Below are 12,883 nucleotides of genomic sequence, written 5' to 3'. Positions count from 1 at the left end.
CCACCCCTGTAAATCTACTTTCTAAAAGTTCCTGTTTTTCTCATTCAGCAATTCCCCTCATGGACATGCTCCAAGTGCCCTCTGGCAATCTGCGCCAGATGATAGACCCTCTTCACAGGAGTTGCCTCTCTGTCCTGCATGTGCCATCTGGGAAAAAAACGGGAGACATGAAGAGGAATTTCTTTATTTATCCCGGCAAGCCAGCCGGACAGCTTCTCCATCTCCTCGTCACTGTCATTCTCGTCGGGCACAATCAGGGTCGTGACTTCAACATGACACTTTTCAGAAGCAAGCTCAATAGCACGCTTGACCGTTGCCAGATCACCACCCAGCTTATGATAATAAGCCTCCGTAAAACCTTTAAGGTCAATATTGAATGCATCAATCAAGGGAAGAAGCTCTTTAAGCGGCTCTTCACAGATATAGCCGTTTGTTACAACCACATTTTTCATGGCCTTCTTCTTTGCAAGTGCCGCACAATCCCGGACAAACTCATAGCCTATAAGGGGCTCATTATAGGTGTAGGCAATGCCAATGTTCCCCTGCTTTTTTAATGCTATGCCCTTATCCACCAGCTCCTCGCAGGTAACCTCCACTTTGTCTGCCTCATCTGCTCCAGCCATGGAAATGTCACAGTTCTGGCAAAAGGGGCAACTCATATTGCAGCCATAGCTTCCAACAGACAGAACCTTGCTTCCCGGATAAAAATGATACAGAGGCTTTTTCTCAATGGGGTCTAATGCAAGGCCGGTCAGCTTACCGTAATTGCCGCTTATAATTTTACCCTCTCTGTTCGTTCTTCCCCTGCAAAGGCCCACATGTCCCTCTTCAATTTTACAGTGGTGGGGGCAGATTTTGCATTCAGCCTTCATTTATGCCTCACCACCTCGAAGCGTTCCATTGAGAATTTCTCGTTACCGTAAATTCCCGCTTTTTCCTTTGCTATTGAAATCTGCTGTTCTACTGTATCCACACCCTCTAAGTTTGGAAGTAAAAGCCCCCGCTTCCGCCCCGATGTAACAATCACACCATAACGTTTTACATCCAGCTCCGAGCTGTCCTTAACCTGCTCGGCCTCCCCAAGCACATCAACGCTGTAAATCAGTTCTGAGAGCTCCTCTTCCGTAACCGGTGCAAACCTTGGATCCTCCGTTCCTGAGCTTATGGCATTGCGGAGAATTTCACCAGCTATATTATCAGTCGCCGGACTGATTGTACCTATACAGCCCCTGAGGCTGCCATGCTTTTTCAGGGATACGAAAACCCCTGCTCTCCGGCTTAACATTTCCTCCGGCAAATCCTCCGGCAATTTTGCACGCTTCCCAAGCCTGATATAAGTCTCCAGAGATAATCTCGCAAGACGCACATAAGAGTCTTCACTCTGTCTGCTGTGCTTAGCTATCTCCTTCTGCCTCTCGGTAAATATCCTGTCAAAATTTCTTTCAGCACTGTCCCCAACAATCTTAAATTCGCATACGGCATAACCCACTCCAAAGGTTCCTTCATAGGAAAGCAGCTCCGGGGCAAGCTCTTTACCGTCTAAAGCTCCCGCCATAATGATAAAGGACCTTAATCCGCATTCCGCAGCCGCTTCACATAAGTCAGGCGAAAATTCCATGAATTTGAGAAAATCCCCCTCCTTCATTGCCTGCGTAAGCCCCTTATCAAAGCGAACACCTTCTTCCGCAAAGCCGTAAGGCCCATCCTCCTTCAATCTGTGGGAAAGATCTCCGCTTGCCACAAGCACAACTCTTCTTTCAAGCTTTTCGGCAGTCTTAGCGATGCATTTCCCCAGACGGTAATGCTCCGTATTAGAAAGTCCGGACAGCCCGATACGCACTAATTTATAGTCCTTCAGGTATTCATTTATGAAGTACAGAGGAACCATCGTCCCGTGATCCAGTTCAGCATTGCTCTCTCCCAGCGTTCCCGCCCGAATGCCTTCTATGTCCGAATAGTATTCCAGCATCTCGGGAAACTCCTCGTCATATTCTGCACGGATGACTGTGCTTCCCGCGCCGAACCGACCAAAGTCCCCCTTTGCCGCTTTCCCCGGCGAAATATGAAAATAGTCGGAATACATAATTGAATGGGGTGATATAACGATAAGAGTATCGGGAGCCAATGCTGCGATACGCCTTGCCGCTTCATGGTAGCTTTCAAGCGTTGCGCTCACCTTTTTCTCCTGTCCTTTTCCCACATCCGGTATAATGATGGGAGGATGCGGAACAACAAATGCACCAGCCAGTGCCATAATAACACCTCCAACGCGGTAATGCGTCTATAGCTTATTATAGAATATCATAATTGGTAAATTGCCTGTTTCTATGCCTTGGTTCTTAATTTATCATATCCAGAATAACACATATAAATCCTTTAAACAATAATGAGTCTAACGAAAAACGGGACGCTCTCGTTTATTCAACAAGAACATCCCTTTTTTTTACCCTCTTCTATTATTCAGTCAGCTCCGTAATTGTAGGCAAATTTTCGATGCCAGCTCCATAATAGAAGTTTAAGACGCTATAAAAATCAATAGGGGTTCCAGTATTCAAATCATACGCAATAATATGCTCTCCATATAAATAATCATCTGCTTCCAGCCTTCTTGGTGTTGTTTTGCCAAGGATATCGACGAATGAGGAATAGTAATAATGCGGATAGGATTGAAATTGTGATTCAAAATATGTAAACAAAGTGTCCTCATCTAAATATATGAGCATAACGTTATTAGAAGATGCGTACGAGGAAGAATATGAATATGGCCCGGCAACAGCTTTTATTTTTGCATAGCTTATATTATGAGTTCTTTGATTATAATTTCCTCCATACGAAAAATAATATTGTCTTTGCCAGTCAAGATGCTGTGTAGAGGCACTGGAACTTGTATTATATACAAATGTTCCATTTGCATAAACATCATTATTGCTGTATAAAACAACAAATTGTTGTAATGAAGGGGTCACTTTTATTATATTGCTGTAACTTCCCGCCGGGTTTGCAGCATTTATTCGCAGAGAATACGAATCCCCTAAGGTACCGTCAGAAGCCACAGCAAAGGCATAGTCTCCTTGAGGCAGCCCATTTAATGCAATCAGGGAGCCAGAATAGTTACCAACATTTGTAGGGGTCGCAGTCCCTGTTTCGTAATCAACTATATATAATGCAGTCCAATAATCTGCATTGTCCGATATCAACTGTGCCAGCAAAAATTTATTGCTAGTCACGCTGAAAAAGTGAAAGTCAACATCATTACTTTGAGTTAGTGTTCCATTTACTATTGTTCTGGGATTGTCAGATAATAAACCACTAGCTCTCCTTCTTGTTTGTGTTTCTATGCTCTTTATGCTTTTTGTGCTATCCACAGTCAAATTTGTTTCTGCTGCAATATCAATATTTCCCTCAATTTCGGATTCGATTTCTGATTGTGCCAGCATCACTTCTGCATTTTGATTTACTGGAATCTCCTGTGCTTTCACAAAGCTTTCACTACCTGTAGCTTCGGATGCAAAAGCCGGAAGTGAACTGAATACTAACGTCAACGTCAAAACAGTTACCATCACAAATTTAAATTTTATTGACATAATTCTTCCTCCTCTTTCTAAAGGGGGACATTCCTCAAAAAGTCAGCAAATCACCTCAATAATTGAGGAATGCCCCCATCTTGTGTGTTAAATATTGCCATCTCATAAATAATACTTTAGTTGATTTAATTTGTCAAGTTATATTATTAATTCAAAATTTATACATTGAATAATTATTTGTATGTTTATTATATTAAATATTTTGCTATCACATTAACCAATACACTAAATATTGGGTTATTGAATTCGTAAATATAAAAAGGACATTCCTGAATTATTTTAAATAATACAAAATGTCCCCATCAATATTTAAGAAACGAGAATAGCAGATTGACTTTTAGAAATGAGATATTCCTCAAAAAGTCAGCAAATTCCCTCAATAATTGAGGAATGTCCCCTCTCAATTCCAATATTTATTCTACTACTTAAATCCGCGCAGGAGCGTCCTCAGCGTCCCCCATTATAAGCCCAGCAGGTATTTCCTCATCTGTAGATAATCCAAAGTGTCTATAGAACCGCTTTCGTCAATGTCTGCCGCTTTAAATGCATCGCCCGTAAGAAGCTCGATGCCCAGAATATGTTTTTTTATCAGCACAAAATCTATAGTATCCACTCTTCCATCGTTGTTTACATCTCCCTTTGTGACGGCAGACACCACAATATCCAGTTGATCAATATTAGCTAAATCCTGCCCCGTAGATTCCAGCCGGATGGTATTTGATATGCCTCTGTTAAGCGTTGCCTTAACTTCTTTCAACGACCATACAGTCCAATTACCGGTAGGATCAAAGGTGATATTCTTCCACGCTCCTCCGTTTACCTGAATCCGTCCCGTTCTGGAAGTGTCCGAACCCAGCGCGTACCTGAGCATGAGGGTTGAATCCCCCCCAGCACCTCCATCGACATTCCTGAACTCCAGATATCCACCGCTTGATGGAAAGTTGATATATCCCGTTCCGTAATAGCCGGTATTTTTATACTCAAATATAGTGCCGCTTCCCCCATAAGCCATATCCTCGGCCTGATATGGGCTGCCTCCCGGCACAGGCTCCGGCACAGAGAACCTTATATTTTCCGAAACAATGCGGGCAAGCTGCGTGGCTCCCTCACGGTTTGGATGCAGAGTATCGCCATCCATATAAAGCCTTAATACAGCCGCCGGGCCTATGGACGTAAAATAGGACGAGCTTAAAACATTAAGATCTAGGAGAGTTACATCCTCTTCACCAGCCAAGGCAACGGTAGAATGCCTGTACCAGCGGTTTACGGCAGTGTGTACGTTGCTGGAGTTGAAATCCGTCGCCCTGCCTTGAGGTGTGGACAGTACCACCGTTGCCCCTTTGGCTTTTACCTGCTTTACCATATCGCGCATGATTTCCTTAAACTCCTGCTCGGTTTCATTATTTTTAGAGTTTGTGTCGTTGATGCCAAATTGTAATATGAAATAATCTCCCGGCTTTATATACTTCATAATAGCTTCAAATTGCCCGTCATTACGAAAACCTCTTGCGTACTGGCCGCTTGTAGCTATATTTCTTATTTGAAAGGTACTTTTGTCTAAATAATTCGACAGCATTTGACCCCATCCGGCTTGTACACTGCTGTCCAGCGGGTAGTAATTGCACACCGTAGAATCTCCGCCGATATAAATAGTCGGATTTGTTTCCGGATTATCAGATAGTTTCTTAATTTCCATCGCCGCCAATGTAAATACAGTACCTGCTTTGCCTTCCGTTGCAAGTATATTCAGCTGACCGTCCGTCACAGGAATCTGGAATTGGTCCTCCGCACAGTTCCCTGTCATATTCATGATTTGGAAAACGCCCTCCGCCGCTATGCTCACTCTCGATATGTTTCCCGTAACCACCTTCACCTCATACAAACCGTTCGGAAGATCTACATTAAACGTATTAGTGCTTTTCACCCCAAAGGCAAGGAACTGCACCGCGTCAGCCGCAACTCCTGTGCCTGAAGCGGCGACATCCTTCATATTCTGCGGCGTATTAAAGCCGTAGCCGCGCGCCGAATTGTAGGATACAGATGCACTCACCTTGGTATAACCGTATTGCGCCGCTCCATTGCCAAAATCAAATTTATACTCGCTTACCGCTGCAACAGCATTCATGCACGTCATGCCGCCAAGAATAACCGTTGACAAAAGAATAGCCCCAACCACCTTACATAACACCTTTTGTCTCATTTTAACCTCTCCTTACTTTTAATGTTAAAGTTACAAGTATGCTATTTCACGCCACCGGCTAACGGTATATTCAGCTTCTTCACTTCCCGGGAAATTATTCCGGCTATTGCATCCGCACCCGCTTCTGTAAAATGTGTATAATCCGATCCATTTGAAGAAACCAGATACAATTTGTATGCCTCATTGTAGCCTATTGAAGCATAATAGTTTAAACTGAGTGTCATTAAATCTATCAATACCACAGCTTTTTCGCTTGCAACTTGCTTCATTGCAGTACAATAATCAGGGAAATCGTTTTTAAAGGTATTATTTGAATAGTTGAGTCTGGCTACCGGCGTTATCAATACAGGGATAGCACCCTTTGCACGCGCTCCGTCAATGTATCTCCCCAGATACTCCTTATAAGTGGTATACGGAGCAGCGTAACGCTCGGGATTGCTTATTGTTGCATCATTATGTCCAAACTGAATAAACAAATAATCATTTGGTTTAATTACATTTAAAATGCTGTCCAATCTGCCCTCCTCTACAAAGCTTTTTGAGCTTCTTCCGCCAATTGCACGATTAACAAAGGTAACGTTGGAATTAAAATACTTTGAAATCATCTGCCCCCAGCCGGCCTGCGGGTAATAAGACGCATTGTAAGTCATTACTGTCGAATCTCCGCAAATATATACTGTAGCGCCTGTAAATGGCTTTGTTTCGGGAACCGATGCATTTGTTACCGACAAATAGTCCACGTTGGGGCCTCCTGTGGATGTAACCGAAGAAGCTCTGATAGTGTTATCTCCCTTATTAAGACTTGCGCTAAGGCTTACTTCCGCCCAGGTTGTCCAGCTTGCTGTCGGAGCAAAGCTGAGATTAGTGTTTATTGTCCTGCCATTGATTTTTATTTCCATAGGACGGTCAGCAGCAGTACCATTTGCATATCTGAACGTAAGTGTCTGATCCCCTGAATTTTTCACATTAACAATCCATTCAACATAGCTTGAGGTTTCATTATTGTAATTTGCATAGCCTTCCCCGGTATAGCCGCTGTTGATCGTTTCCTTCACTCCGTTATAAATATAGGCGTCTTCTGCCTGAAATATAGCCACGGGAATTACGCTTTGATCTGCCGGAAAAACATCAATTAATCCCAGAATGTACTTTTTTATCAGGGCAAAATCTATAGTGTCCACAGCCCCATCAGCATTTACATCCGCTGCGTGCGATCCTCCGGCATCCGGAAAATCTTCAATAATACCAAGAATTTTTTTCTTCATCTGGGAAAGATCCAATGTATTAACATGCCCGTCACCATTAACGTCCCCGTAGATTATTTGGGCAGAATTAACAAGGCTGCCTTTCCCAAAGGCTAAAAGCATAGTAAACAGGACCGCCATAATTACTATTTTCCTTTTCATATAAATCCTCCTTTTCTGTACCACAGTATCTCGGAAATTTTCACCATATCACGGAACAATGCAATTAGAGTTTATTTTCCATACCTCCTAAAAAACATAAGTATTATTTTGCCAGCCGGTTAACTCTTATCCTTAAAGGAGAAAAATATATTTGATTACGTCCATTTGTAAAAAACTAATTTTTAAACACTAAATATAAAAGTATATAAAGAGTAAATAGGGATTGATATAATTGAAGATGGTTTAAGATCGGACAATGCAAGAAAAGTTTCAGGAATGCTTGTATCCGCGAATATTCTTTGATTCAAGCCATCAGCCGGGTTGACGGCTTGAAAGAAATAATATGCCTGATATCTCATATATTCAAATATCAAAGATCTGATGTACATTTACGCAGGGTGTCTATAAAAGATTCCAGTCAGATATAATATTTTACATTAATAATTATATATGTAAATATATAATTTAGTCAATCAAAAAGGCCTCTGCATTATTTGCAGGGCCTCTTTAACGCTCAGCCTTAGGCTTAACTTAAGCCTATCTGTTTTAGATTAATTAATTTAAACAGGAGCGTCCCGTGTCTTCGGCTCTCACTCCCCTATAGCAAGCCGGCGGCCTTTTTCCAGCCGCTGTATCTGCTGCTCTCCCTGTTCCGCCAATTCCTTAAATTGATTTATTGTATCCCTCATCTTAGGCAGTGCTTCCTGTTTATACTTATTTATGGCATCCAGCGCAGACATAACATCCATAAAAGAGGTCTTTAAGGTTTCCACCGATATATTTGCTTCCATCGATTGCTTATGTATTGCTGCTCCCTGTTCCTTTAACATTTTTGACGTTCCCATAATCAAATCATTGGTAGTGGCATTCAGCATCTCTATCTTCTTTAATACTATTTTTTGATTATAGAGGGCGCTGGCTACAATAACAGAAATTTTCAATGCGGAAATAGTGACGTTTTTGGCGCGCTCTACTCCTCTAATAAGCTCTTTATTGTTTCTTATTACTACTTCCACCGCCATTATTCCCTGCTGGTTCACAACTATCATTTGCTGCATATCCATTATTCTTTGCCTCAGCGGAAAAAGCACCTCTTCTGTGACAAATTTTATTTTTTCAGGGTCCTCGTTTCTTGCTTGCAATAACTCTATCTGGGCAGTTATGGCTTCATCCATCATTGTTCCCATCTGAATTTCCTTTGCAAGCTTTTTTGTTAAATTTCTCATTGCTTCCTGTTCGATTTCCAAAGTTGTATTATCATTTTTTAATGTCTGTTTTCCTTTTTCAAGAGATCCAACTATATCCGATATAACAAAATCAGCCTTTTGATACTTTGCAAAATAGGCTCTCACCGGATTGAATATTTTTCCTATCAGTCCCGTTTTCGCAAAATCAATCATGCTTGGGTCCAAATCCTTCAGTTCTCTTTGCAAGTCAAGAAGGCCTTTAGCTACTATTCCTCCTTCATCCCCCATTTTTGAGAAATTATTCACAGTAACCTGCAGCAATGCGCTTTTTTGGGAAGAGCTCTGCATTGTTTCAATGCCGAAGGATTCAATAGACTTAATTATCGCTTTCCTTTTTACCATGGATTCAATATCCAGAGTCATTATTTCTGAAGCATTGCTCTCCGCTAATTCCTTCAGCTTGACAACCTCTTCCGGAACAGGCTTAACGGTTTCAACAATCTCATTCTTAATTGCTTTTTCATCTGTAATTTCCATAGAAAATCCCATAACATTACCCCCTAAAAAATGTTAAATAAACTTACATCTGAGCGTTAAACAAGCTCCCCAGCTTATAAACAACATCCTCCGAATCAGCGTTAATGCTAGCCGCTTCGTTAATGCTTGAAAGATTTTGCAAGGCGTTTATATTGGCATTATAGCCTATAGTGTATATAGGAATTTTAAATGTTTTTATTATGCCCTGTATGTCATTCAAGGAGTGTCCGCAGTTGGTTTCCCCGTCTGTCAATACAAAAAGCATTAGCTTGGCGTCAGGGTTTTTGTCTTTTTCTTCCATAAGCATTTTAGCCGCTACTATAACCGCATCGAACATTGCTGTATTTCCATTTGCCTGCAAATCAGTTACAGCCCCCGCAAATAAGGATCTATGATTCACGTCAAACTTTCCTATGGGCAAGTTTATATTAACATCGTCAGAAAATGAAACAAGCCCCACTGAATTTTCCTTTCCAATGTACTGCGAACCACTTATCAGTGACTTTTTCAGCTCATTCAGAGGCTCGCCCTCCATACTTCCCGAAGTATCCGCTACAAAAACCGAGACTATCTCCTTGTTTACATTTTTCTTATCCTTCCATAGCTTTTGCGCTCGGGTGATTACATCACCTTTTATATCCTCCATTTCAGTCCTGTACTCATTCAAATTGTTAAATCCGTACTCTGAAGCAAGCTTTTGAGCCTTTTTCGACTTGCAAAATTCAATAAATTTGTTTAATATTTCTTTCTTTTCATCTGATAAATCTCCTATTGCATACACCGGGCTATCGTGCCTTACACCAAACGGACTGAAAATATAATCCGATTTAAGGTCAGGTGAGTTAGCATATGTCTGATATTCCATGATGAATCCGTCAAGGACTCCGGATTTGGCCGAATCCCTCATCTGCAGTGTGGTATATGCTACAAACGGTATATTGGTCTGAAACTTTTCAAAACCGCTGACTGCTTTATCTCCCAATAAATCCTTATTATCAAATGTATACAGCGCAGACAGCAGGAAATTCAATCCTGTTGAACTTGCAAACGGATTAGTATATCCCATAGCCATTTCGTTGCTTGCCACTGCCTCCGTCACAGTCTTTATATTGATTGATCCATATTTTTTAACAAGCTCTTCATGCTTTTGCTTGGATATAAGAATTCCTGCCACATTTCCCGCAAGCTGCTTTTCAACCAGTGACAGCTTTATTCCGCCAGACTTAATCATTTCTCCCCACAGCTCGTTTGACGGGGTGAACGCATCAGGGATATGTTTACCTGAAACAATATAATCGGTTGCCATACCGGAAGCTATCCCTCTGATTCTTACAGAAACATTTTTGCCATTAACCTTTACACCGGATTTATTAAAGTCGGATGCTACATCATTAAGCCATCCGTCCTTGCCCTCTCCTGTCTTTTCGGTAGAAGAAAATATTTCTATAAAGTCACTTGTTGTACTGTCCACCTGAGGGGGGAATTTGGATATATCCGGTAAAGATTCCTTTACATCCGGCGGCTCCAGATTGATCTGCTCTTTTCTAGGTGTAACTGTATTTACCGTTATATCTTTATAAAGCTCACTCAACGCTTTCCCCGCGTTTTCCGCCGTAACCTCCTTACTGCTTTTCCCTATATTGCTTGTCATGGAAATTCCGGCATATATTATTCCGAAAACCACCACAGCTATTCCGCCAAAAACCAAAAGCACCCTCAGCGCACTATTTTTTCCCGCCATTTTATCGCCCTTCCTTTCACCGCTATTTGTCTACTTATAATATTTTGTTTGCGTTGTTAATTCGTCGATTTCTTTTATCGCACTCATGTTTTCTATCTCTCCATCCTCCAGACTGTTAAATTTGGACACTTCCAGCAAAAGCTTATCCAGCTTAAGTATAATCTGCTCGTTATCCTCAATGGAGCTTTTTACAAACAATATGTACTCCTTGTATATATTCATTTTGGTCTGTATAAATTCCGTAGTAAAGGCTTTCTCTGCACCCTTTCGCCTTATCCTGTCATAATCGTCCTCATCAAATGCATTAAGTTTGTTTAATATGCTTTTAAGATTAATATAAAATACATTTTCTACCGCTGATATTGCTCCTTCAAACTTTTTATAGCTCATTTCAGTGTAGTTGAATTTCTGCAAAAGAATATCTTTTATAAGCTCTCCTTTTTTTTGGAGTCTTTCAATCTGTTCCAGAATGGCAGTAATGTCCCCTTCAAAGACTTTTTTATCATAATGTTGCTTTAATGCATTCAGATAATCCTCGGTAGTTTTGATTTCACTCGTTTGAATTACCATTTCTTTTGCTGTAAGCAATTTATAGTTTCCATAAATGAACAGCACTATGCTCATCAATATGGCTGTACCGCCAAAGGCCGTAGCAAATGCGTTTGCCCCCACTATATGGATATTCAAAAGACCGGGAGAGAAAAGCATTACATTTATGGTTGCTATTGCTATATTTAATCCTGCCATTTTAATGATTTTTTTTGTGGTCACACTCTTCCGCTCTCCTTTTTCACAGATGCCTACAGAACCCATATAACCTCTATACAGTGTTTTACATCAGGTTCTTATGCAACCCGGAATTTTCAAGTTTTATGGTTTGAAGCCTTAATTTAGTTTCCAATCTATTCTATCACAAACATATTTTATTGTCGATATTACTAAATCTTCAAAACAAGGTAAAAGTAACCCACGGGAGCGGAACGCCACGGTGGGCGTTCCCTACGACGAAGCCTTTTCATGTATTGTCCCCGCCTCACACACCCAATATAAGCTCCGCCGCCTCTCTCACAGCCCCGTGCCCACCCTTGGCAACGGTCACATAATCCACTCTGCTTTTAACGCATTCCATAGCGTCGCTGACTGAAAAGCTGACTCCCACATTTCTCAGAAGCTCAGTGTCATTTATGTCATCCCCGATAAATGCAGCCTCGTCAAGGGTAAGCCCGCGCTCCTTAAGGAGCTGTTTCATTGCCGTCAGCTTATCTCCGCATCCTAAGAATACATTTTCAATTCCAAGCTTTTTGGCCCTGCTTGTCACAATAGCAGTGTTTTCGCCTGTTATCACAGCGGTTATTATACCCCTTTTGTGCAGAAGGCCTATCCCCATCCCGTCCTTTGCGTTGAACTTCTTTAACTCATCTCCCGCTTTGGTATAGTACATGCCCCCGTCAGTCAGAACCCCGTCACAGTCCATTGCCAGAAGCTTTATTTTTTTTATTCTTTCAGCTAAATCACTGCTTCTGCTTCTCTTTTTTAAAAGCTGCTCCGCTATAATCCAGTCGGATGGCTCATCAATTTCAAAATAGCTTTCATCCTCCATTTCATAGTGCCCGATATTCCCCGATATTCTGCATTCAGTGGAAAGAAGCAGCTCTCTTGACGTTATATAAAAGGCCCCGTTCTCCACCAGATAGCCTTCAAATTGCTGCCTCATCGGTCTTTTTAGAGGGTCGTAGTTCATAGGGAACGCCCGTCCGCCTTCCTCCTGCCCCCATATAAATCTTTTTTGCCTTACAACAGATAAAAGGCTGTCAAAGCCTCCTTCTCTATAAATATTCAAGGCACCCGTCAAATCCCCTTTGGTAAGCATTGGGCTTGTAGCTTGAATCAATACTATATTTTGAAAATCATAATGTGCCGCAAATTCCAGCATGGCCATCTCAGTAGAAGCGGTATCCGACGCCGACCCGGCGCTTCTTTCTATACACAAAAGCTTCCCTTCATCCAAATTATTTCTGTAAATCTCCTTATACTCATCAATTTTATTTTTTATAATGCCGCTGTCGGTGGATACATAGACTTCATCAATAAGCCCGCAGCCTGCAGCAGCATCCAGCACCCAATATACAAGCGGCCTGCCGTTCATCTCCTTTATATTTTTAAAAGGTATGGATCTGCTTCCCCCTCTTAACGGTATAAAGGCTATAGTTTTATGCTTGCTCTCCATA

9 protein-coding genes are annotated in these 12,883 nt (G+C 41.5%); all 9 read right to left on the bottom strand.

Annotated elements, in window-relative coordinates; genetic code table 11:
* Positions 1-44: 44 nt before the first annotated feature.
* Positions 45-872 (bottom strand): AmmeMemoRadiSam system radical SAM enzyme, encoded by an 828-nt coding sequence (gene amrS / locus DFR58_RS02815; RefSeq protein ID WP_114296287.1) that lies wholly within the window; start codon positions 870-872, stop codon positions 45-47.
* The gene (amrA, locus tag DFR58_RS02810; protein ID WP_114296286.1) at positions 869-2,254 is read right to left on the bottom strand and encodes an AmmeMemoRadiSam system protein A; all 1,386 of its coding nucleotides are present in this window, start codon (positions 2,252-2,254) and stop codon (positions 869-871) included. Before amrA ends, amrS begins: the two co-directional genes overlap by 4 nt.
* 202 nt (positions 2,255-2,456) lie before the next feature.
* Positions 2,457-3,584, bottom strand: a complete 1,128-nt coding sequence (locus DFR58_RS02805; protein ID WP_114296285.1) for a hypothetical protein — start codon at positions 3,582-3,584, stop codon at positions 2,457-2,459.
* 460 nt (positions 3,585-4,044) lie between these two features.
* Positions 4,045-5,784 (bottom strand): GDSL-type esterase/lipase family protein, encoded by a 1,740-nt coding sequence (locus DFR58_RS02800; RefSeq protein ID WP_114296284.1) that lies wholly within the window; start codon positions 5,782-5,784, stop codon positions 4,045-4,047.
* Between the two features lie 41 nt (positions 5,785-5,825).
* Positions 5,826-7,190, bottom strand: coding sequence for an SGNH/GDSL hydrolase family protein (locus DFR58_RS02795; protein WP_207659098.1), 1,365 nt, complete (start codon positions 7,188-7,190; stop codon positions 5,826-5,828).
* A gap of 590 nt (positions 7,191-7,780) precedes the next feature.
* Complete coding sequence (locus tag DFR58_RS02790) at positions 7,781-8,926, bottom strand: toxic anion resistance protein (protein ID WP_114296283.1); 1,146 nt, start codon at positions 8,924-8,926, stop codon at positions 7,781-7,783.
* A gap of 31 nt (positions 8,927-8,957) precedes the next feature.
* Entirely contained in the window at positions 8,958-10,655 is a 1,698-nt protein-coding gene (locus DFR58_RS02785; RefSeq protein ID WP_114296282.1) for a vWA domain-containing protein, read from the bottom strand.
* A 30-nt stretch (positions 10,656-10,685) separates the two neighbouring features.
* Complete coding sequence (locus DFR58_RS02780) at positions 10,686-11,402, bottom strand: hypothetical protein (RefSeq protein ID WP_242987363.1); 717 nt, start codon at positions 11,400-11,402, stop codon at positions 10,686-10,688.
* A 286-nt stretch (positions 11,403-11,688) separates the two neighbouring features.
* Positions 11,689-12,882 carry an acylneuraminate cytidylyltransferase gene (locus DFR58_RS02775; protein WP_114296281.1) on the bottom strand — a complete coding sequence of 398 codons (1,194 nt, stop codon included), beginning with the start codon at positions 12,880-12,882 and terminating at the stop codon, positions 11,689-11,691.
* Position 12,883 lies beyond the last annotated feature (1 nt).

It is taken from the genome of Anaerobacterium chartisolvens (assembly GCF_003337415.1).
In the GTDB taxonomy this organism is placed as follows: Bacteria; Bacillota; Clostridia; order Acetivibrionales; family DSM-27016; genus Anaerobacterium; species Anaerobacterium chartisolvens.
The sequence above is the reverse complement of the archived record's forward strand: the minus strand, read 5'-3'. Positions and strand labels throughout refer to the sequence as shown.

Coding starts and splice junctions, on each gene's coding strand:
- amrS (WP_114296287.1), bottom strand. CDS start 872: ATGAAGGCTGAATGCAAAATCTGCCCCCACCACTGTAAAATTGAAGAG.
- amrA (WP_114296286.1), bottom strand. CDS start 2,254: ATGGCACTGGCTGGTGCATTTGTTGTTCCGCATCCTCCCATCATTATA.
- DFR58_RS02805 (WP_114296285.1), bottom strand. CDS start 3,584: ATGTCAATAAAATTTAAATTTGTGATGGTAACTGTTTTGACGTTGACG.
- DFR58_RS02800 (WP_114296284.1), bottom strand. CDS start 5,784: ATGAGACAAAAGGTGTTATGTAAGGTGGTTGGGGCTATTCTTTTGTCA.
- DFR58_RS02795 (WP_207659098.1), bottom strand. CDS start 7,190: ATGAAAAGGAAAATAGTAATTATGGCGGTCCTGTTTACTATGCTTTTA.
- DFR58_RS02790 (WP_114296283.1), bottom strand. CDS start 8,926: ATGGGATTTTCTATGGAAATTACAGATGAAAAAGCAATTAAGAATGAG.
- DFR58_RS02785 (WP_114296282.1), bottom strand. CDS start 10,655: ATGGCGGGAAAAAATAGTGCGCTGAGGGTGCTTTTGGTTTTTGGCGGA.
- DFR58_RS02780 (WP_242987363.1), bottom strand. CDS start 11,402: ATGGCAGGATTAAATATAGCAATAGCAACCATAAATGTAATGCTTTTC.
- DFR58_RS02775 (WP_114296281.1), bottom strand. CDS start 12,882: ATGGAGAGCAAGCATAAAACTATAGCCTTTATACCGTTAAGAGGGGGA.